This window comes from Marinifilum fragile JCM 15579, from assembly GCF_001310955.1.
Lineage (GTDB): Bacteria > Bacteroidota > Bacteroidia > Bacteroidales > Marinifilaceae > Marinifilum > Marinifilum fragile.
Map to the genome: position 1 here is coordinate 25,751 of NZ_BAZX01000017.1, position 21,938 is coordinate 47,688.

At 36.9% G+C, this 21,938-nt stretch carries 18 protein-coding genes; 14 read left to right on the forward strand and 4 right to left on the reverse strand.

Features of this window, described 5'->3' with window-relative positions:
• The first annotated feature begins 51 nt into the window (after positions 1-51).
• The 10 genes from JCM15579_RS12930 (at position 52) to JCM15579_RS12980 (ending at position 12,598) form a co-directional block, all read left to right on the forward strand.
• Entirely contained in the window at positions 52-966 is a 915-nt protein-coding gene (locus JCM15579_RS12930; protein ID WP_054720783.1) for a DUF8696 domain-containing protein, read from the forward strand.
• Positions 967-1,621: 655 nt separating this feature from the next.
• The gene (locus tag JCM15579_RS12935; RefSeq protein ID WP_157471469.1) at positions 1,622-3,862 is read left to right on the forward strand and encodes a PKD-like domain-containing protein; all 2,241 of its coding nucleotides are present in this window, start codon (positions 1,622-1,624) and stop codon (positions 3,860-3,862) included.
• Between the two features lie 28 nt (positions 3,863-3,890).
• On the forward strand, positions 3,891-4,736 hold the full coding sequence (locus tag JCM15579_RS12940) for a hypothetical protein (protein WP_054720787.1): 846 nt from the start codon (positions 3,891-3,893) through the stop codon (positions 4,734-4,736).
• A 19-nt stretch (positions 4,737-4,755) separates the two neighbouring features.
• Entirely contained in the window at positions 4,756-5,577 is an 822-nt protein-coding gene (locus tag JCM15579_RS12945; protein ID WP_054720789.1) for a hypothetical protein, read from the forward strand.
• Positions 5,578-5,606: 29 nt separating this feature from the next.
• On the forward strand, positions 5,607-6,458 hold the full coding sequence (locus tag JCM15579_RS12950; protein WP_054720791.1) for a hypothetical protein: 852 nt from the start codon (positions 5,607-5,609) through the stop codon (positions 6,456-6,458).
• A gap of 108 nt (positions 6,459-6,566) precedes the next feature.
• Complete coding sequence (locus JCM15579_RS12955; RefSeq protein ID WP_054720793.1) at positions 6,567-7,286, forward strand: hypothetical protein; 720 nt, start codon at positions 6,567-6,569, stop codon at positions 7,284-7,286.
• A gap of 12 nt (positions 7,287-7,298) precedes the next feature.
• Positions 7,299-8,024: a hypothetical protein gene (locus JCM15579_RS12960; protein ID WP_054720796.1), complete on the forward strand. Its 726-nt coding sequence runs from the start codon at positions 7,299-7,301 to the stop codon at positions 8,022-8,024.
• 12 nt (positions 8,025-8,036) lie between these two features.
• Positions 8,037-8,738 (forward strand): hypothetical protein, encoded by a 702-nt coding sequence (locus tag JCM15579_RS12965; protein ID WP_054720798.1) that lies wholly within the window; start codon positions 8,037-8,039, stop codon positions 8,736-8,738.
• A 153-nt stretch (positions 8,739-8,891) separates the two neighbouring features.
• Complete coding sequence (locus tag JCM15579_RS12975; protein ID WP_157471470.1) at positions 8,892-11,261, forward strand: T9SS type B sorting domain-containing protein; 2,370 nt, start codon at positions 8,892-8,894, stop codon at positions 11,259-11,261.
• 272 nt (positions 11,262-11,533) lie between these two features.
• Positions 11,534-12,598, forward strand: coding sequence for a PorP/SprF family type IX secretion system membrane protein (locus tag JCM15579_RS12980; RefSeq protein WP_054720804.1), 1,065 nt, complete (start codon positions 11,534-11,536; stop codon positions 12,596-12,598).
• Between the two features lie 49 nt (positions 12,599-12,647).
• Here JCM15579_RS12980 and rsmI read toward each other — a convergent pair whose 3' ends face one another.
• Both rsmI and JCM15579_RS12990 read right to left on the reverse strand, forming a co-directional pair.
• Entirely contained in the window at positions 12,648-13,361 is a 714-nt protein-coding gene (gene rsmI / locus JCM15579_RS12985) for a 16S rRNA (cytidine(1402)-2'-O)-methyltransferase (RefSeq protein ID WP_054720806.1), read from the reverse strand.
• Positions 13,362-13,364: 3 nt separating this feature from the next.
• On the reverse strand, positions 13,365-14,015 hold the full coding sequence (locus tag JCM15579_RS12990; protein ID WP_054720808.1) for a DUF8457 domain-containing protein: 651 nt from the start codon (positions 14,013-14,015) through the stop codon (positions 13,365-13,367).
• A 244-nt stretch (positions 14,016-14,259) separates the two neighbouring features.
• On the opposite strand from JCM15579_RS12990, the gene JCM15579_RS12995 reads away from it, so the two are divergent.
• Complete coding sequence (locus JCM15579_RS12995) at positions 14,260-14,850, forward strand: thymidine kinase (protein ID WP_054720810.1); 591 nt, start codon at positions 14,260-14,262, stop codon at positions 14,848-14,850.
• A gap of 42 nt (positions 14,851-14,892) precedes the next feature.
• Positions 14,893-17,364 (forward strand): bifunctional UDP-N-acetylmuramoyl-tripeptide:D-alanyl-D-alanine ligase/alanine racemase, encoded by a 2,472-nt coding sequence (locus JCM15579_RS13000; protein ID WP_083464671.1) that lies wholly within the window; start codon positions 14,893-14,895, stop codon positions 17,362-17,364.
• Between the two features lie 47 nt (positions 17,365-17,411).
• Here JCM15579_RS13000 and JCM15579_RS13005 read toward each other — a convergent pair whose 3' ends face one another.
• A complete protein-coding gene (locus JCM15579_RS13005; RefSeq protein ID WP_083464672.1) occupies positions 17,412-18,128 on the reverse strand; it encodes a Crp/Fnr family transcriptional regulator in 717 nt (238 codons plus the stop codon).
• Between the two features lie 155 nt (positions 18,129-18,283).
• A complete protein-coding gene (locus JCM15579_RS13010) occupies positions 18,284-19,933 on the reverse strand; it encodes an NAD+ synthase (protein ID WP_054720812.1) in 1,650 nt (549 codons plus the stop codon).
• Between the two features lie 207 nt (positions 19,934-20,140).
• Between JCM15579_RS13010 and gldB the strand changes: the two genes are divergently transcribed.
• Both gldB and JCM15579_RS13020 read left to right on the forward strand, forming a co-directional pair.
• Complete coding sequence (gene gldB, locus JCM15579_RS13015) at positions 20,141-21,139, forward strand: gliding motility lipoprotein GldB (protein WP_054720813.1); 999 nt, start codon at positions 20,141-20,143, stop codon at positions 21,137-21,139.
• Positions 21,140-21,161: 22 nt separating this feature from the next.
• On the forward strand, positions 21,162-21,935 hold the full coding sequence (locus tag JCM15579_RS13020; protein ID WP_054720815.1) for a nitrilase-related carbon-nitrogen hydrolase: 774 nt from the start codon (positions 21,162-21,164) through the stop codon (positions 21,933-21,935).
• Positions 21,936-21,938: the final 3 nt, after the last annotated feature.

Sequence of the window (21,938 nt, forward strand, 5' to 3'; positions counted from 1 at the left end):
GGTTTAATTTAGTTAAATTGAGGAGTTCAAACTTGGAAAATCCCTAGGTGTATGAAAAAGCTTTGTATCATAATTACTCTAATTAGTATAGCATTTTATAATTTAGCAGGTGTCATTCCTCCTCCTGGGCAAACTTCAATAACTATTTCTACCGAGGATGATCGTCGTTCAGATCCCAATCCCGATTTACAATTAAACAAGAACTTGCTTACTATTACAGGTACAGGAAAGTTGATGGTGAGAAACTTGGTTGTTGATAATAATTCTGATGTAGTGATTCAAACTAATGGTGTTCTGATTATAGAGGGGGATTTGATAACAGAGAATAAAATGACCATCGAAGCTGGAGGCACTTTAATTGTACTGGGTAATTTTGTGCACACAGGATCTGATACGAATCAGGGGGGGTTTACAAGTTCCGACCCTTCCAATGTATATATATTGGGATCAATTGATGGATCTGATGACGGTAATCATTTGAATCCAAATCTTTATCCTGTATTGCAATGTGATGGAGCTGCCAGCAACGATGGTTTGACTGATTATCAGAATAATTGTAATTTTGGAGGAGAAGAAGATCTTATGATCAATCCTATTTACCAGGCAATTTGTGGAGTAAATTTTTCGGGGGGTGAAATAACAAGCGATCAGGAAATTTGTTTGGGCAATGAGCCTTCTGGCTTGTTAAATGTTCTTCCGGCTACAACATCGGGTAACGCGACAACATTTACTTATCAATGGTATTATACAACCAAGCTAAATTCTGATCCTAAAACGGATTTGATTAGCTGGACTTTAATTGAAAATGCCGAGTATCTGGATTATACCTCAGACATAGGTCCAATTACACAAACTACTTTTTTTGTGCGTCAAGCAAGTAAAGGAGCTGGTTGTGTTACCTATTCAAATATTATTACCATTGATGTGGTGGAAACTCCTAATCCTATTGGCATCTTTAATGAATAGCTAAATGTTTTAAAATACCAAGGTTTGGTATTACCATATATTTTCAATTTTTTTACTGAATCCTTTGAATAATAAATGATATTAATTTGGAAATTAAAGGTTCTCAAAAAAAACTCTTCAATAAATAACAAAAGCATTGATGAATATATAAAAGCTTTAAGGGTGTTCATTAATAAGCTGTGTTACGATAAAATTTCGCTTTTTCTTTAAGGCTATTTATCTGATTACTTTACTATTTTAATCTTTTAGTGTAAAGCACGATGTAGTTGGTAAGACTCCAGGATGTATTCCTAAATTTAAGATAATATCCTCTCTTTTTTTTGCATGTCTTGTGTATATTTGCACCCCCAAAAAAAGACTTTGTGTAAAGATTCATTTTATGAATGATATCGTTATCTGGCTTTTGTTTGATTAGTAGTATTTTATTGTAGATGAATTGGTTTGTTGTGTTGATGAGGTTGCACTATTGCCTCATGAATACTTGTTTAAGAATGATTAACCAATGCTAAAAACAGATAAAAAAATCTGTTATGATGAAATTAATCAAAAAATAAGTAAACACTTTTTAACAATTGTCGTATAGATGTTTATAAATTGGGAAAAATTAACTTATTTTAAACGCTGTAAGCACCATATACACACTAAAAAAGAGCATTTGATAAGATTTTTACGCCATATAACATTCTTCTTACTATTCATTTTTGTTTTTGGCTTAACTGAAGGTTGGGGACAAGCTACTGAACAGCATGTTTGTGTAGGACAAACTGTGGACTATCATATGTATGGTTTTGATGGATCTACAGTAGAATGGAAAGTAAATACTTCTCCAGCTACTACCCCTTTAGTTACTGTGGTGCATACAATTGATGCAGCGGATGTTACTAATCATCCTGTTCATCCTGATAGTGATAAATCAAATTATTTTAAAGATAGCTTTTCTCAAACATGGATAAGTGAAGGTACTTTTACGGTTGAGATCGTAGAATCAAATTCTAGTTGTTCTTCGAATGTGATAAAATTAACAGTGTATGTTCAAGCTTCACCATCAGGCACATTAACTAGCAGTGATTCTGATAATTCGATTTGTACAGGTGATAACGTGATATTTACCGCTACTGGTGGGGCAAATTATAATTTTAAGGTTGATGGAATCAGTGTTCAAAATGGAACAGGTTCTACTTATTCCACCACAGGTTTAACAAACGGTCAGGAGGTAACTGTTGATGTTACCAATGGTAATGGTTGTATATCTACCTATGCAGGCATAACCACTACCGTTCTTACTTCTCCATTAGATGCTGGTAATATTACAGGAGATGCAATTGTTCAATCAGGTCAAACTGGGGTTATTTACAGAATACCTGCGATAACAAATGCCACAAATTATGAATGGGAATATTCAGGAATAGGTGCAAATATCACAAACAATGGGGATGAAATTTCTGTAAACTTTGATTCTAACGCAACTTCGGGAGAATTAAAAGTTAGAGGGACAAATGCTTGTGGTATTGGTGGATATTCAGAATTGTTTTCAATTTATGTTGTATCTCCTTGTGAAACAACAATTGAGAATTGGACCTTTAATGAACCTGTATTAACTCAGGATTGGAAAGTTTATTCAACGGTAAATGGTTGGAATAGTACTCCTTACGGAATTGAGATTTGGAGATCGGGCTTTTCAGGTGTTACTACACCAGATGGAGGCCAGTTTTGTGAATTGAATTCAAATGGGGCCAATACCATGTATCAGGATATTGATGTTAACGCTGGTGCTGAAATGGTGTGGGCTGTTACGTATAGGTATAGAAACAATAGCTCTGAAACAATACGTTTAAGAATTGGTCCTGTAGGAAGTCTTTCTGATGTAGCAACAATTTCTAATGACAATGGAGATGCTTGGGTGGTTCATTCAGGATCTTATACAGTTCCAAGCTCATTGCCAGGGGGTAAAGTGCGTTTCCAAATTGAAACAGTTAGTCCATCATCTAGTTCAGGGAACTTAATAGATGGTATACAATTTTATTCTGTTAATTCGGATGTAGAACCTCCGCAATTTATCAAAGCTACTCTTCCTACAAATACAATTGATTTGGGAGGTGCTTGTGAATTTATTTTGCCAGATTATACAGTAGGCGTTGATGCAATTGATAATTGTGATGCAGATCTTGTGATTACTCAAAATCCTGCTGCAGGCGAAAAAGTATTTGGAGGCGAAAAAGTGATACTTACAGCAACAGATGAGGCTGGTAATGAATCTACGTACGAGATGGATGTATTAGGCGATAATGTAGCTCCTACTGCAATCTGTAAAGATATTACGGTACAATTAGATGCTTCTGGTAATGTTACCATTAATGCCACTGATGTAAATAATGGCAGTACAGATAATTGTTCTGCACAGGAAGCATTGGTATTGACGATTGACAAGAGTACGTTTGATTGCACAAATATGGGAGCTAATGTTGTTACGCTAACTGTGGAAGATCAAGCTGGGAATCAATCAACTTGTACTGCCACTGTAACAGTTGAGGATAAGGAAGCTCCAGTACTCTTATTATTGTCAGATTTAAGTATAGAAGATTGTGCAGAGAATGAAATTTCACAAGTAAAAACCTTCTCTGGTATTTCTTTGCCTATTGGAAAATATAGTGATAATTGTTCAACGACGTTTACAATTGAATATCGAATTCAATTAGAGGGAGGAGCTTATGTGAATGATTTTGGAAGTACTGCTACAGGAGCTGTTTCTGCTGCTGATCCTTCTGGATTTGAATTCCCTGAAGGTGTATCAACCATATTATATAGAGTTATTGATGAAAGTGGTAATGTATCCAATATAGAATCTTATACAATTACAATAAAGCATAAACCAAACCCTAGTGGAATAACTTATTAGAGAATAATAAAAAACAAATATAATCGACATGAAAAAACTATTACATCTTTTTTCGGCAACAGCAATTTTAGCATTATTAACTGTAAATGCCCTTGCTCAGAGTGGAACACCAGGAACTCTTGGGGATGGAGATGACCCTTATTTGGGAACCACGCATAACTATAAAGTAACAGATGATGGAGGAACTATTGTTTGGGCTGTATTTGAATCTGACGGTACCACTGATGCTTCATCTAAAGTATCATTAGGGACTAATGGAAATGATAATATGGATATTACATGGAGTACTGCAGGTGACTATGTAATTCAGTATACCGAGACATTGAATGGGTGCTCTACAAGAAGAACAATGCCAGTAACAGTTCATACAAATTCATTCTATTTGGATTTAGCTGCTGATGGTGAAGAATGTAATAGCGAGGAAAGTAATGTTTTAGATTGGGATGTTTATAAGAACAAATCAGACGTTCAAACAGAACTAACTTTCACTGTTAATATGACAAAAGAGAGTGGGTTTAGTATTGATAATTATCAATTTACTTGTGATTTTGTTATGCCAACAGGAGTTACTATTGCAAATGCCGCCGATGTAACAGTAACTGGAGGAACTAAAACTGCAGGAACAGGTAATGGAAACTTTAATGTTACTGCAAATGCAACAGATGCTGCAACATCAGGTACAGTTACAATCAAAGTTTTAGTTTCAGGTAAAGTAACTAATGGTGGACCTGTAACATTAAATGTAACTAATGGTAGAGCTATTAAAGGCGCTATTACTACTCCAGATAACACAGATATGCCAGCAGTAACATCAGATAGAACTCAGGTTGTTACGCTTAAACCTCTTGCAGGATCGTCAAACATTTCGTTCTAAATAATAAAAAACTATTGATATGAAAACGATAAAAATATTAATTGCACTTTGCTTTTTGTTCATAGGAGGGCAGTTGTTTGCGCAGAACACAGGATTACTTCCTTACGAAAATTCAACCCATACCTATAGTGTAACCAAAGGTACTATTGGTACAAGTACACTAGCTTGGACCATTGATGTGGGGAGTGATGGTACGGAATGGCACGTTGTTTCTGGTGCTGGTACAGAAGATATAACGATTCAGTGGTTAAAAGCTGGAGATTACAAACTTCGATTGACAGAAACACGAACAGATTATGCTGGAGGTTGTCCGACCGTAAGAGAGGTTTCAATTAAAGTTGTGGCTAATGCATTTGATGTTTTTGCAGAGCTGAATACACCTGCTGATGCAACGGCTTGTGCTACGATTAATCCTTCCATAGTTGTGGATGCAGGAACATTGGGGGATAATTCTGATGATGTTTTTGGAACAACTACAAGAGTATTTAAAGTTCGATCAGAAGGTTTGCCAGCAGATGTAAAATGGGAATTTAACTATGCAATATCTCATGTGCTAGATGCGGATATTGGTGATTACGTGGTTACTGTGGATCCAGCTAATGTTGAGGATGCAACAGCAAACCCATTGGTAGTTAATGCAGGCGAAACAGAAGTATTAATAACAGTATCTTATACAACAAATGATAACCGACAAGATAAAGATTTCAATCTTGAGTTAGTTCTTTCTGCCGTTAAAGATGCAACAGGAACTCCAGAGAAAGATTCTGCAGCACCTACAAATAATACAATTGCATACAGCATCAAAGCTGTACCTGCAACAACAGGTATTACTACCGACTAATTTTGAAACTCTAAAAAACTTAATATATCATGAAAAGATTATTAAAAATAACGATGGTTCTGGCAATTTCTTTAATTGCTTATGGAGCGCAAGCGCAGGCAGATGCAACACATGCTGTTGGTTCTGTGCATAAATTTAAAGTAAATGGAGGTGCATCGCATTTAGCTGATCATGTAGGAAATACTTATACATGGGCAGTATACCAATCTGACGGTTCTACACTGGCAAAAGCAACAGACTTCACTTTTGTTACAACAGGAACAGGTGTAAATGTTAATATGGTTGACATTCAGTGGTTGAATTCAGGAACTTTCTATGTTGAAGTTACTGAAGCCAATGCTACGGGTGCATGTACAACTTTAAGAAGATTAGAGATATTAGTTTCAGCAGGAGCGATTGACCTTCTTGTATTGGCAACTAATGATGGTGGAACTGAAATTACAGGTGGAGACCTAACTAGTTGTAACGACAGTAGTGGAGCAATCATTGATAATACAACAAATGATTTCGGAACATCAAAAAGATACTTTACTGTTTCGATGAGTACTGATGGACAAGCGTGGACTTCTGGAGCATGGGGATTTGATTATTCTACTTTAGCAGGAGCAACTGTAACTACTACTACTTCAGGTGTAACTGTTGGTGCTACAACAATCAATATTCCTACAGGTGAATCCTCAGTAACGTTTATGGTAGAATTTGATAACACTCCTGGGCCATCTCCAGCGAATGATATTACCCTAGGCTTTGTAGCTTCAAATGCATTTATCACTACAGGAGCAGGTAATACTAGCGAATTGGCAGCTAATGAGTTGAATAATACGCCAGCTGAGTTTGTGATTACTGCATCACCTGAAACTAGCAAAATTACAATCGACTAACTTGTAAAATTTGTTGACTTACATATAAAAGTCCTTCCCGGGAAAATCCGGGAAGGCATTTACTAAAAAAAAGAAATTTTGCACATAGGGAAATTACATAGAATTCTGATGACACTGTTCGTAACAGTGATGGTATTGGCTTCAGCTAAGGCTCAGGATCCTTATGTGGCATTGCCTGGTGCAACACACCAATTCTCGGTTGCCGAAAATATCGGAAATACCTACGAATGGAAAGTTTATACCGTAAGCAATTGGACTGATCAGAAAGATGCCCTTTTGGCAGATAACGATGGTTTGAATGGTGACGATGACTTTTTGTTTGTTGGGGGAGAGTATCAAAAACCTCAAATTAATATCACCTTCATTAACGAAGGGAAATATTATGTGATCGCTGAAGAGTTTAACTCAGGAATAACTTGTTCTTCGAGAAGAGTATTTGCTTTGGAAGTTTTAGGAACTGAAGCAACCATAGAATTTAAAGAATTGGCATCAGATGACTGTGCTGATGCAGACAATAGTTTTGCTACAGAATTGATAGCAATGTTTGATTCGGGAACCGTATTGGCCGAATCGCAATATCCAGTTACGGTGAACTATCGTTTAGATGGTGATGCTGCAGACCGAACTGCGACAATTAATTATGCAGACAAAATGTTTAATGTGTTAGGCATTATTGAAGATGAAAATAATGAGACAATCAATAATATAACCATTATTTCGGCGACGAATAAATATGGTGGTACACTAAATATTGTAGCTGGTAAAGGAGTTCATTCGAGAACAATATTTGCTTTGCCGGAGAAACCTATAATTACTGTAGAAAACTAAAAAAAACTAAATATGAAAAAGTTACAAAAACTCTTATTCCTTGCTGTTTTTAGCATAGGTATTATGGGAACAGTAAATGCCCAAATCACACCTGATAAAGTTCAAAATGGTGTTGTTGCTGGGGGTAATTTTACCTATACAGTTCCTGAAGTTGCAGATCATTCGTGGACTTGGGAAGTTCTTGATAATACTGGTGCTGCTGTTGATCCAGGAAATTATAGCCTAGTTGATGTTAGTCCTGCAGTAGGATATAAGAAAAATATAACATGGAATGCCAATGGTACTTTTTATGTAAGAGTGACAGCTCAGAATAAAACTACATCGTGTACCAATGATTATGTGATTCAGGTTAATGTAGCATCAAATGATTATACAGTAGCATTTAATGCAGGTACTGAAGATGTATATTGTGCGGATGATGCGAATATTGCTTCAGGAATGGAAGTTACTCTTGATATTAAGTTAGCTAGTAATCCTGCTGCTGCTGAATATTATGACATGACAGTTCATTATCAAGTTGATGGAGCAGATCATACAGCAACTATTGGAACTGATAATAAATTTACAATTCCAACAATGGATGTTGTTGATCCTGTGAATCCTGCCTTTACTTCTGTAATTGTTAAGATTGTAAAGGTAGTAGATGCAAATGGAGTTGAATTTACACCAACTGCAGGTAATGAATCTCTAACGATCACAATCCATGCAATTCCAGCTAAACCAACAATTACCTTCTAATAATATCTTAATATGAAGAGAATATATTTAATAATCGCTTTAACTTTTGGACTTGTGCACTTTGCTAGTGCACAGGCTGACCAACAAGTTACCTTGGGAACTACGCATAACTACAATGTTACAGCAGTAGCAGGGTATACTTATACTTGGACTGTTGATGCAGCAGGTACCAATACAGATGTAAGCGCAGTTACAGGAAACACAATTTCGGTGGACTGGAATCAGGCTGTTGGGGTGTACAACATTACTGTTTATGCCACGGATGCAACTAACTGTATCTCTGAAACTGAAACCATTAAGGTTGAAGTGTTAGGACAATCTTCTGTATTATTTGCAGCAGCTGATGATGCTCAAACTTGTTCTGATTTAGATGGAAATATTTTTGGAGGTGGAGCAAGTGGAGGTAGTAGTTCTTTCCAAGTTAAATTTACAGGAGGTTTAGCTCCTTATGATTTGGTATATAGGGTTCTGGATGCCACCGATACACAGGTTGGAAGTGATGTTACAGTTAATGGTTTGAATGCTACTGATCAAGTAGATGTGCCAAATCAGTTTATCAACGATGGTACTACTGATGCAGTTTACAAAGTTGTAATTGTTAGTGCTACTACTAAGGATGGTGCTGCAGTGGCTTTACCTGCTGATGATGCTGATAAAACAAGAACAATTACAGTATTGCCAAAACCAAGAATTACTGGTGGTATAAAATTCTAATATAGAATAAATGTTCAAAACCTTACTACATAAAACACTGCTTACCGCACTGCTGATCCTCATGGGAGGATTAGCGGCTGTGGCGCAGCAGTATGTAGTAAAGGGAACAAAGCTTAATTTTAAGGTTGATGAGAATGCTTCATACAAGTATCATTGGTCGGTAACCAATACTTCGAATGGATCAGTTGCTTATTTGGCATCAACACATTCGAATCGGGAGACTATCAGTTTAACGATCCTGGTACGTATGAAGTAAAAGTTTATCCTGAAGATTTGGGAACTCATTGTTTCGGAGAAGCACTTACTATGCTTGTTGTGGTAGACGATGCAACTCCAACAGCAGTATTCGAAGATCTTGAGGTGCCATATGTTTGTGCTAAAAACAATGGTGGGGATACAAATGGCAAGCTTAGTGTAACGGTTAATTATACCGGACCTAAACCTTGGACATTTAAGTATTCTATTGATAGAGCTCCGGCTGAATTGCCAGAAGGGGCAAATGAAATTTATACCAATTCATTTACTTTTGATTTGGAGATTCCGAATACAACGGGTAAAACGCACAGGGCAGAAATATTGCTTGTTGAAGCAAAAACTTTGAGTGGAATAGCGGTTGAGGAAGATTTGGCTAATCAAACACTGGAAGTTGATGTAATGGCCCTGCCAAATACTGCATTTGGTGATTACGAACCAGTAATTCAATCTGGAACCATTCAGGCATATACTGCAACCATCGAGAAGAGTGAAAAATATGAGATTTTTGTTCCATCTGGAGCAACAGTACTCAACGAAAGTACAAGTCGTTTAAGTGATAATTTCCATAGTCAATTGAAGTTTGATGTTCAGTGGGCCGTGAAACCAGGAGATTATCAGGTGAAATTGATTGAAAGAAGTGCTTTTGATTGTGCAGGAGATACAGTTTATGCGAATGTTACTGTGGTTGAATCCTTCTCGGTTAGTTTGGGAGCCGATTTAAGTTTTTGTGAGGGAGAAAGCAGAGTGCTAACACCAGAAATTGACTTCGATGGAACATACACATATTTATGGTCCGATGGATCTGTAAACAATACATTGGAGGTGAGTGAAACAGGTGTTTATTCTGTTACTGTTACCGATGCCAAAACAGGCAAGCAATCATCGGCATTTGTTAATGTAACGGTTTGGAAAGCTCCAACAGTTGATTTGGGTGCAGATTATCAATTGGCCGATGCAGAGGTGTTAACGCTTGATGCAGGAAATGCAGGTGCAGATTATTTATGGTCTACAGGAGAAACGAGTCAAACCATTCAAGTAAACTCAAGTAACATCTATGGTGTAACCGTTACAAATGCTAATGGTTGTTCGGCTTCCGATGAGGTTGTGATTACAAGTGTGAATGATGTATTTGCAATTGAGTTAGGTAAAGATCAGGATATCTGTGTAGGCGATGAGATTGTTTTAAATCCTAATCCATCGATTTCTCAGAACTACAACTATTTATGGTCAAATGGGGCAGTTACTTCAACATTAACAGTAAACGAATCTGGAGTTTACTCAGTAACCGTGCGCGATGATGTAGGAAATGAGCAAACAGATCAAGTTACGATTACTGTTCATGCATTACCAATTGTTGATTTGGGCGATGATATTGTTTTATTTGATGATGAAAGTGCAACACTTGATGCTGGAGATGGTGGCATTGGAGGATCATATGAGTGGTTGCCAAATGGAGAAACAACACAAACCATTACTGTAACAGATGAAAATGTATATACTGTTCGGGTTACAAGTGCTCAAGGTTGTGTTGGAACAGATGAAATAAGCGTTACCAAGCGAGAAGGTAAATTTGCCGTTGATTTAGGTCCTGATATTGATAATGTTTGTTTGGGAGAGAAAATTTATTTGACACCTGAAATTAAAACCAATAATGCAGACTTTGCTGCAACTTATCGCTGGACTCCTTCTGAATCAACTGATGAGGGAATATATGTTGAAAAGAGCAGTAAATATTGTGTTTATGTGACCGATCAGAATGGAAATACAGAGGAAGATTGTATTGAGGTTAAGTTTAATCCAACTCCGGAAGTAGACTTGGGAGATGATATTGTATTGGCAAATGGTCAGGTGGTGAATCTGGACGCTGGTGATGATTTTGTATCATACATGTGGTATGTTGATACAGATGTTGAAATTAAACCAAGTGAAATCAATCAAGTCATTCAAGTGAGCCAAGCAGGGGAATATCGTGTAGAGGTTACAAATAAGTTTGGTTGTATCGGTAGAGATACCATTAATGTATCAACCAATGGAAGTCAATTCAATGTTTATTTGCCAACAGCATTCTCTCCTAATGGCGACAGTAAAAATGACAAACTGGAGCTTGCAGGTGATGTAGAAGAGGTTGAGACTATGAGTTTGACTATTTATAACAGATTAGGTCATAGAATATTCCAGTCGGTTCACATGCATCGCAGTAAAGGTGATGGATGGATGGTACCTATAAAGGACAAAATGTGGATATGGATGTTTATGTATATTTCTTGAAAGTTTCCTTTAAGGATGGAAGCCAAATGCAAAAACAGGGCAATATTACCTTGTTGAGATAGATTTGACTAATCGATTTTTATTGGTGATAGTTTCTCAAATTGATTAGTTATATTTAAAACGCCAAAATGGAGAGATATTTTGTAAAATTGGATGTTGCTATATCTGGATAATACGTAAATATTACCCATTTTCATGTTTTTTGTTTTGAGGGTTTTATGCCAATATATTTGTGATTTTTAGGGGTAAATGGCAAACCCAAATGAGTGTTTATGAGAAAGAGTATTCTTATTTTCTTATTGATTATAATTTTGGGGGTTTTTAAACTCTCAGCCCAACGTGTACACTCTTCTCAGTTCTATTCTATTCCATTATTGTTAAATCCGGCTCTTACAGGTAATTCTGATTATAACCTTCGAGGAGGAATGAATTATCGTAATCAGTGGAATAGTGTTACCATTCCTTTCGTTTCTCAGGCTGTTTTTGTTGATGGTAAATTGTCAACCCAATTGTTAAGTTCATCGTGGATTGGGGTTGGTGGTATGATCTTTAATGATAAAGCCGGTGATGGGGGATTGAAAACCACCCAGGTAATGTTTGCATCCTCGCTTAACAAGAGCTTAAATGCTGGGAATACGCTGTTCATACACGCAGGAGCAGGGATTGAAATGATTAATAAATCGGTAGATCTGAGTAAATTAACATTTGGAGAACAATTGGAAGGCGGAGAGAATGGAGAGGACTTTATTTCCCAATCACTATTCTATATGGATTTTTCATTGGGGATGCAGATGACTTATTTTAGAGGCAAGACGAAATATTTTATGGGAACCTCTGTAAGTCATATCAACGAACCAAAGGAATCATTTTATCGATACGAAAGTCAGGATATCAACTACAGTACCAATAATCTTAAAAGACGATTTGCATGGCATGCAGGTGCCGAAAGTAGGATTAGTCCAAGAATGTATTTCAAGCCTGAAATCATGTATACTACCGAAAAAAATGCCAATGAGTGGATTGCCGGAGCAAACTTCATGACTCTTTTCGGTAACAAGGGTACAATTTTTCACTATGGAATGTGGTATCGATTTACCCAGGATATAATTCCAGCATTTGGTTACGAGAGAAAACGATTAAAAATCATGCTAACCTATGACATCAACGTATCGGATTTGCAGGTAGCATCATCCAGTAGAGGAGGTTTAGAAGTGTCCTTAACCTACAACTATAACTATTCAAATCCAAGAGAAATTCGCAAACTAAAACGTCGCCAAAAAGTGAAGAAACTTGGCGATAAGGCCATTTCATGTCCGAAGTTTTCGCACGAAGACTAAAAATTAATTAGTAATGATCAATGAATAATCAAGATGTATTGTTGATTCACTACATTCGGTCTTTCTTAATATACTCTTTCTTTTTCTTTATTGCCGTTTTTCCTTCCACAACAATTACAATTTCACCTTTAACGGTTTTTGAGCTAAAAAGAGCAATCAATTCAGCAAGTGTGCCTCTTGCATTCTCTTCATGTAGTTTGGTCAACTCTCTCGAAACAGAAGCTTTTCTTTCCTCGCCAAATACTTCGGCAAATTGCTGCAGGGTTTTTACCAATCGATGAGGCGACTCATAAAAAATCATGGTTCTGCTTTCTTCCGCCAATTCATTTAGCTTTCCTTGTCTTCCCTTCTTTTGAGGAAGAAATCCTTCAAAGCAAAACCTGTCATTAGGCAATCCAGAGTTTACCAAAGCAGGAACAAAAGCTGTTGCACCAGGTAAACATTCCACTTCAATTCCTTGCTCAACGCAATGTTTAACCAGGAAATAACCAGGATCCGATATTGCGGGTGTGCCTGCATCAGATATCAGGGCAATCGATTCGCCAGCCAAAATTCTATTGGCAATATTTTCGGAGGTTTTGTGTTCGTTAAACTTATGATGAGACAAAAGAGGCTTGCTAATTTCGTAGTGTTTTAAAAGAAACCCAGACGTTCTGGTGTCTTCTGCCAAAATTAAATCGACATTTTTTAAAGTATTAACGGATCGTATGGTCATATCCTCCAAATTTCCGATTGGAGTTGGGATTAAGTATAATTTTGACATTTCTTAGAATTTTCTTTTAGTAAGTTCCATAAACTGAATTACCGTAGGATTTTCGAAATCCCAATTGGTGTTGTGTTTAAAGTGTTCCTCAATAACACTAATATTGCTTGTTTCGTTAATGAATTTGATACTGGAATTGTATGCTTCCGTATTGTTTTCAAACAGTTCGCGAATAAATAAAAAACGATCGTTAATACCAATTGCAGTTTGAATATCGCTAAGCTTGTTATTGATTAATTTTTCACCAATTACCTTTGTCGATCTATTTTGCAGTTGGTCGTTTAATATTTCTTCAGTATCAACTTTTTCATTTTCCGAATTTTCAGAGGCAGTTACCACTGTTTCAGCTTTTATTTCTACAGTTTCTTTAATTACCTCGGTAATTTTTTCCTGTTTTACTTCATGATGAATCATTTCGGATACATTACTTTCAGTACTTGGCAACTCTACTTTTTCTTCTTTGGGAATTGAAGCATTTACTTTAGAAAAACCATCCTTCATGAATTCAAATTCTTTTGAAAGGCTTTCAATTCGGTCCGACAAAAGATTCAAACCTTTACTCAAATCATCAGGATTGTTCTTGAAATGATTCAAAAGATTCTGAATTTCCTCTGTTTTATTTTGGAGCAGCTGAAGTAGTAATTTATGATCCATGTTAATGAATTAAAGCAGTTAATAAGCCAATTTTTGATTTAAATTAACTCTATACAAAGAAACGAGATTTTTTTGATTTGATTGTTTTCTCTCGGCTAAGATTCTTTTCCTATTTTTGTATATCGATGTAACAACCATTTGAATTTTTAAATAATCGCATTATAATACCATTTGCACATTGAGTGCTTTTAAAAGCAATTGGAACTCAATGAAAAGTGGTGTAAAACTACCTAAACTATAATAGATGTTTCTTGAAAATGATATAAACAGAGCTGGTCGACAGGGATGGATTGAGGTGATTGTAGGTTCGATGTTTTCTGGTAAAACAGAAGAGTTAATCCGTCGCTTGAATCGTGCTAAGATTGCGCAACAAAAAGTAGAAATTTTTAAACCTCACATCGATGTTCGTTACTCCGAAGATGAGGTGGTTTCGCATAATGAAAACTCTATTCGATCAACTCCGGTAGAAACCTCTGCTAATATTTTACTATTGGCCAGCAATGTTGATGTTGTTGGAATTGATGAAGCACAATTTTTCGATGAAGGCTTATCTGATGTTTGTAACGAATTGGCAAACCAGGGTGTAAGAGTAATTGTAGCAGGTTTGGATATGGATTTTAAAGGAAACCCATTCGGTCCGATTCCAAGCTTAATGGCTCGTGCTGAATATGTAACCAAAGTTCATGCAATTTGTATGCGCTGTGGAAGTTTGGCCAATTATTCTCACAGATTATCCGAAGCTGAGAAATTGGTTTTGCTTGGAGAAAAGGACGAGTACGAACCACTTTGTAGGGAGTGCTACACCAAAGCAATTAATCATTCAGAAAAAAAATAGAATTTTTCAAAAAAACAAGACACTTATTCAAAGCCTTCTTATATGAGATCTGAGCAATTGTATTCCATAGGATTGATAGCCCAAATTACTGGTGGGAAACTAATTGGCAATGCCGATTTTGAAATTCAATCCATATCAATTGACAGCAGATCTTTATATCTGCCTGAGGAAACTGTGTTTTTTGCCATTGTGGGCGATCGCCACGACGGTCATAAATACATCTCGGATTTGTACCAGAAAGGCGTTCGTGCTTTTGTAATCAGTAATAATGAATTAGACTTCAGCAAATATGCAAATGCCTCCTTTGTTCTTGTAGAGGATACATTAAAAGCGCTTCAGACACTTACTGCCAGACATCGTGAGCATTTCAATTCTCCCGTTATCGGAATCACCGGAAGCAATGGAAAAACCATTGTAAAGGAGTGGTTGAATCAGGTTTTGCAGAATACTCACAAGGTGGTTCGTAGCCCCAAAAGCTACAACTCCCAGGTTGGTGTGCCATTATCGGTATGGAATCTGAATTCCAATGCGAATTTGGGGATTTTTGAGGCGGGAATTTCTCAACCCGAAGAAATGCACAAACTGGCTGAAATTATTCAACCAAGCATCGGGGTATTTACGCATCTTGGCCAAGCTCATCGCGAAAATTTCGAGGACAAACAGCATTTGTTATCCGAAAAGTTAAAGTTGTTTGCAACTTGTAAAAAAGTGGTGTATTGTTCGGATGATGCTTTGGTGGTGAATTCTTTTGTGGTAAATCTTGAACCCAATCAGAAGCAATATACCTGGGCCAGAAACAAGCATGCCTTTTGCAGAGTTTTAAAGGAGGTACAGAAAGGCAAGCATACCCATATCACCATTCAGGTTGGGAAAAATACCAGCGAGTTTACAATTCCTTTTACCGATCGTGCATCTGTAGATAATGCCATTACTACCTATGTTACCGCATTGGTACTGGGCGTTGACGAATGGGGTTTGAAACAGGAAATGCTAAAGCTTGAACCAGTTGCCATGCGACTGGAAATTAAAGAAGGTTTTGGCAATTGTACCTTAATAAACGATTATTATAATTCGGATTTGGGATCACTCGAGATAGCTATTGATTTAATGAATCAACAGCAACCCGATAAGAAAAAATGTATCATCCTGTCGGATATCTACCAATCGGGATACACCGATAAAAGATTATACAGGGCTGTGGCCAAGTTGGTTGCCAAACAAAAAATCGATCGCATCATTGGCATTGGTGAGCGCATATCCTTGCAGACCGATTTGTTTGGCGATAATGCAGTATTCTATAAGGATACCGATTTGTTTCTATCGCAATTTAATCGAAGCAAGTTCCAAGATGAGGTAATCCTGATAAAAGGAGCCAGGGATTTTCACTTCGAGCGAATATCAAATGCCTTACAATTTAAAGCACACAGAACGGTTCTCGAGGTCGATTTAAATGCCATGGTGCACAATCTGAATTATTTCAGATCGCTGCTTAAACCGCAAACCAAGCTTACTGTAATGGTAAAGGCATTCTCCTACGGAAGCGGATCGGTAGAAATTGCCAATCTTCTGCAATACCATAGGGTCGATTACCTGGCAGTGGCCATTGCTGACGAGGGAGTGGAGCTTCGAAATGCAGGAATCAACATCCCAATTATTGTGATGAATCCCGAGCCGCATAGTTTCGAAACCATGATTGAGTACAATCTGGAACCCGAAATCTATAACCTGAAAATATTGCACGAATTCCAGCAGGCTTTGCGTAAAAATGTGGTCAAAAATTATCCCATTCACATAAAGCTCGATACCGGAATGCATCGCATGGGTTTTATGGAGTTGGAGCTCGACGATTTAATTGCCCAAATCCAGAATAACGATCATTTCTATATCCGATCGGTATTTTCGCATTTGGCTGGTGCCGACGAGGAGCAACACGACGATTACACCCGTTATCAAATACAACTGTTCAAGCAATGGAGCGATAAGATTCGCCAGAACTTTTCTTATACAATCGATCGTCATGTGCTAAACTCGGCGGGAATTGAACGTTTTGCCGATGCGCAATTCGAGATGGTGCGCCTGGGCATTGGTTTGTATGGGGTAAGTGCAGTGCATCAGGATAAGCTGATGAATGTAAGTACTCTTAAAACCACCATCTCGCAAATTAAAACCGTATCGAAAGAAAATACCATTGGTTACGGGCGCAAAGGTGTGCTCGAAAAAGATGCCCGCATAGGCGTTATTCCAATTGGTTATGCCGATGGTTTCAGCCGCAAGTTAAGCAATGGCCTTGGCAAGGTGTTGGTAAACGGCAAGCTTTGCCCTGTGGTGGGCAATGTGTGCATGGACATGAGCATGATAGACCTTAGCGATGTGGAAGCCAGGGAAGGCGACGCGGTTACCATTTTTGGCAACGATTATCCGGTAAGCCAAATGGCCGAGCAGCTCGATACCATTCCTTACGAAATACTTACTACCGTTTCGCGCCGCGTGAAACGCATTTACCTACAGGAATAAAAAAAGAGGCGCTGTTTCCAACGCCTCCCCAATATTGTTTTTAAATGTTAACCTAATTTACTGATTCTATCAAGGCGCACCTTGTCTAGTATTTTAATTTTTCTTCCGTCAATGGCAATAACACCTTCGCTGGCAAATGTCGATAATGTGCGAATTGCATTCGAAGTTGTCATGTTCGATAGGTTTGCAATATCTTCTCTCGATAAGTAAACCTTAATGGTTGCTTCGTCTTCCTCAAATCCGTATGTATCACGAAGGAATAATAATGATTCAGCCAATCTACCGCGAATGTGCTTTTGGGTAAGTGTAATGGTTCTGTTGTTCGAGAATCCAAGCTCGGTTGACAAGGAACGAATAATACTTAATGCCAATTCAGCATTCGAACGAAGTAGTTTTAGAATTAAGTCGTAGCTAACTGTGCAGGTAATCGAATCTTCGATAGCAACTGCCGATGCAATATTGTTTTCTTCGGCAAATAAAGCTCGGTATCCAATAAAACCAATTGGTTTAGCCATACGAACGATTTGTTCACGTCCACCAACTCCTTCTTTAAAAATTTTAACTTTCCCTTCCGATAAACAAATTAACCCAATAGGTCTTTCACCTTCTTTGTAAATGTATTCGCCTTTCTTGAAAAAAGAGCAAGTCATATTGGACTTCAGTTCTTCTTTCTCTACCGGAGTAAGAACATTAAATACAGAGTTAGGGTTATTAATTACTTCTCCACAAATCGTCTCTCTTGACTTTCTTTCATTCTCAATCATTACAATAATCGGATATGGTTATAAAAAATATACTTGCATGTTGTAAAACAGTTCAAATGTATATAAATGAATTTAAATGGGAAAACGAATAGAGAAAAATATCGTTATTTAGACGATGTTCGACAGCATACGTTTTTGTAGGTGTTTCTACCCATTCAACTGTGTTTTGCTACCAATGGAATTTTACGACCAAAGCCGAAAGCTTTAGATGAAACGCGCAATATTGGTGGAGTTTGAAATCGCTTATACTCATTCATGTTAACCAAGCGGATTGCTTTTTCAACTGTTTGTTTTTCAAAACCATCAGCAATTATTTCTTTCGTAGACATATTTTTTTCGATATATCGGTATAAAATGCCATCCAAAATATCGTAATCTGGCAATGAATCAGAATCTTTCTGATCTGGACGCAATTCTGCTGAAGGTGGTTTTACAATTGTATTTACCGGGATAATTTCTTGGTCTTTGTTCATGAACCAAGCCATTTTAAATACATCTGTTTTGTAAACATCACCCAAAACCGACAGGCCGCCGTTCATGTCACCATATAAGGTTCCATACCCTACAGCCGCTTCACTTTTATTTGATGTATTTAATAATATATGGCCAAACTTATTCGATAATCCCATTACCAAAGTACCACGAATTCTGGCTTGTATGTTCTCTTCTGCAACATTAAATGGCAAGTCGCCAAAGCTAGGTTTTAATGCTTTCTGAAATTCTGAGAAAATTTCCTGAATGTTTACAATTTCGTATTCAATACCTAAATTTTCCGCCAAATCAACAGCATCTTTAATCGAATGGTCGGAAGAAAACTCCGAAGGCATCAACAAAACGCGAACATTTTCTTTTCCCAAAGCTCTTTCGGCAAGCACTACGGTTACTGCAGAATCGATACCACCAGAAAGACCCAAAGTAGCTTGCTTAAAGCCCATTTTACCAAAATAATCTTTCAGGCCAAGTACCAATGCATCATGAATTTTTTCGATATAGTCGACTTCAGCACTTTCAATTGCTTTGTCTTCTATCTCATTCATATCGACTACCTGGTAATCTTCTTCGAAATATTTTAGTCTGCAAGCCACATCACCTTTCGAGTTTAGAACCATTGAATCGCCATCGAAAATCAACTCGGTGTGAGCACCAATTTGGTTCACATAGATGATAGGCAAATTGTATCGTTCGATATTTGATTTTAGAATATTGGTTCTTAAATCTTGCTGGTTGTATGAAAATGGCGAAGCCGCAATGTTTACAACAAAATCAGGATTCAATTTGTTCAGCTCCTCCATTGGTGAAACGGTGTAAAGCTCCGATTTGGCAAAGTTGTTATCGGTAGGTTGTTTTTCCCACAAATCTTCACATACCGTAATTGCAATTTTTTTGCCTTTGTATTCAACCAACGAGAATTCAGTATTAGGCTCGAAATATCTGTATTCATCAAATATATCGTAGTTTGGCAACAGAGTTTTGTTGTGAATGCTTTCAATTTTTCCATTAGAAATAAAGAAAGCTGAATTGTACAAATTCTTTCCTTTGATATGTGGATTGATTGAGGGACCACCCACTACAGCAGCAATGTCTGTGCACGCTTCAGCCACTTTTTGCAGAGCATCTTGTGTTCTTTCAATAAAATCTTTTCGCTCTAATAAATCTTTAGGAGGATATCCACAGATGGCTAACTCCGAAAATACTACCAAATCAACATTTTCTTTTTTTGATTTTTCAATTGCAGAGATAATTTTCTCGGTGTTACTCTCGAAATTACCGATATGATAGTTTAACTGGGCTAATGCTATTTTCATTTCTATATATATTGTCTCGAATAAACTTTTGAATGCCTGATTGAGGCAATGGCAAATTTAGTTATAAAAAGGGAATGATTCCATTGTAAATTAAGATATCAATAGCTCAAAACTGAAGAATTTTTTTTTCTTTAAATTATGCTTTGTTTATTTTTGAGAATCATTATTGAGAAATTACTCGCAAAATCTATAAACCTGATAATCCATATGAACTACATTCAAAGAATTTCTGCACTATTAATGTGTGTGATTGTTTTATTCTCTTGTAATTCAAAAAAAACTCCAAACGTATCGCATATTTCTGTAGACCTCAATATCAAAAGATTTGATAAAGACTTGTTTGTATTGAAAGAAACGCAGGATTTTGTTCAGTTTAAAACCAAATATTCTGATTTTCTTCCCCTGTTTAGTTACAAGGTAATTGGTTTGGGAAATCCTGATGATCCCAATTATATGGAATATCTGAACAAATTCTTGGAAGATTCAACAATGAATGTAGTAGCCCGTAAGGTTGCTGAAGTATTTCCGGATTTATCGAAAGATGAGAAGGAGTTGGAACAGGCATTTAAATATTTGAAATATTATTTCCCGGAAAGAAATATCCCCGATGTTTATGCGCAAATTTCAGGATTTAATCAGTCGGTTGTGGTAGCCGATGATTTAATAGGAATTAGCTTGGACAAATATCTTGGCGAAGATTGTGAGTTTTATTCTTTGCTGGCAACTCCAATGTATGCAAGAAAAAATATGACTCCTGAACGTGTTTCGCAAGATGTGATTTTGGCTTATGGCTTAACCGAATTTCCTTTTACACCCAAAACCGATGATCTAATTAGTAATATGATCTATCAAGGAAAAATCAGATATTTCCTGATGCACTTGATGCCAGAAAAATCGGAAGCAGATGCCATGAAATACACACAAGAGCAATTGGATTGGTGTAAAGAAAGTGAGGACCTGATTTGGGGATACATCATAGAACAAAAGCACTTGTTTACTACAGAATATCGTACCATTATAAAGTATATCAACGATGGACCTTTTACACCTGGTATGCCGCAGGAATCTCCATCGAGAACGGGCATTTGGGCTGGTTTGCAAATTGTAAAAAAGTTTATGGAAAAGAACAAGGAATACACTTTGAGTGATTTGATGAAGGAAAATGATTACGGAATGATTTTGCGTAACTCATCTTATCAGCCATAAAAACGAACTTACCTTATTTGATATGAAACTTGCAATCATTCAATTTGAGCCTAAGTTTGGGGATGTACTTCAAACAATCGATAAGTTAAAATCGCTACTAAAAAAGGCAAAAGAAGCAGATTTAGTTGTTTTGCCAGAATTGGCTAATACGGGTTATAATTTTGATTCCAAAGAACAGGCTTTTAATTTATCCGAAACAATTAACGAGAGTGTTTTTCTCACATTTTTAAAGGATGCCTGCAAGGAGTATCAATTTGCTGTGGCAACAGGTTATTCTGAAAAGGAGGGAACAAAGCTTTATAATTCCTCGGTATTAATAGATGAAACTGGAGTAATATCTGTTTATAGAAAGTTGCACCTTTTTATGAATGAGAAGAATATTTTTGAGCCAGGCAATATAGATTTATCGGTAATCGATTACAAGGGAGTAAAATTGGGAATGCTGGTATGTTTCGATTGGATGTTTCCTGAAACGTGGAGAAAACTGGCATTGCTAGGAGCCGAATTGATTCTTCATCCTTCTAACCTGGTTTTGCCATATGCACAATCGGTTATTCCTTCCTACTCATTGGTAAATAGAGTATTTATCGCTACAGCAAATAGAATAGGAAAGGAAAAAGAGCTTACTTTTACTGGACAATCAATTATTACAGGTACAAAAGGAGAGGTATTGGCAAAAGCAGGCCTTTCAGAAGAAATACTTATGGTTGAAATAGATCCTAAAAAGGCAGAAGACAAAATGATTACTCCTTTAAATGACGCATTTAAGGACAGACGAACTGATATTTACGAATAACAC

Bases quoted from the DNA above. Each gene is read 5' to 3' on its own strand.
- JCM15579_RS12945 (WP_054720789.1), top strand. From the start codon at position 4,756: ATGAAAACGATAAAAATATTAATTGCACTTTGCTTTTTGTTCATAGGA.
- JCM15579_RS13020 (WP_054720815.1), top strand. From the start codon at position 21,162: ATGAAACTTGCAATCATTCAATTTGAGCCTAAGTTTGGGGATGTACTT.
- JCM15579_RS12990 (WP_054720808.1), bottom strand. From the start codon at position 14,015: ATGGATCATAAATTACTACTTCAGCTGCTCCAAAATAAAACAGAGGAA.
- JCM15579_RS13000 (WP_083464671.1), top strand. From the start codon at position 14,893: ATGAGATCTGAGCAATTGTATTCCATAGGATTGATAGCCCAAATTACT.
- JCM15579_RS13010 (WP_054720812.1), bottom strand. From the start codon at position 19,933: ATGAAAATAGCATTAGCCCAGTTAAACTATCATATCGGTAATTTCGAG.
- JCM15579_RS12965 (WP_054720798.1), top strand. From the start codon at position 8,037: ATGAAGAGAATATATTTAATAATCGCTTTAACTTTTGGACTTGTGCAC.
- JCM15579_RS12940 (WP_054720787.1), top strand. From the start codon at position 3,891: ATGAAAAAACTATTACATCTTTTTTCGGCAACAGCAATTTTAGCATTA.
- JCM15579_RS12995 (WP_054720810.1), top strand. From the start codon at position 14,260: ATGTTTCTTGAAAATGATATAAACAGAGCTGGTCGACAGGGATGGATT.
- JCM15579_RS12980 (WP_054720804.1), top strand. From the start codon at position 11,534: ATGAGAAAGAGTATTCTTATTTTCTTATTGATTATAATTTTGGGGGTT.
- JCM15579_RS12950 (WP_054720791.1), top strand. From the start codon at position 5,607: ATGAAAAGATTATTAAAAATAACGATGGTTCTGGCAATTTCTTTAATT.
- JCM15579_RS13005 (WP_083464672.1), bottom strand. From the start codon at position 18,128: ATGATTGAGAATGAAAGAAAGTCAAGAGAGACGATTTGTGGAGAAGTA.
- gldB (WP_054720813.1), top strand. From the start codon at position 20,141: ATGAACTACATTCAAAGAATTTCTGCACTATTAATGTGTGTGATTGTT.
- JCM15579_RS12955 (WP_054720793.1), top strand. From the start codon at position 6,567: ATGACACTGTTCGTAACAGTGATGGTATTGGCTTCAGCTAAGGCTCAG.
- JCM15579_RS12930 (WP_054720783.1), top strand. From the start codon at position 52: ATGAAAAAGCTTTGTATCATAATTACTCTAATTAGTATAGCATTTTAT.
- JCM15579_RS12960 (WP_054720796.1), top strand. From the start codon at position 7,299: ATGAAAAAGTTACAAAAACTCTTATTCCTTGCTGTTTTTAGCATAGGT.
- rsmI (WP_054720806.1), bottom strand. From the start codon at position 13,361: ATGTCAAAATTATACTTAATCCCAACTCCAATCGGAAATTTGGAGGAT.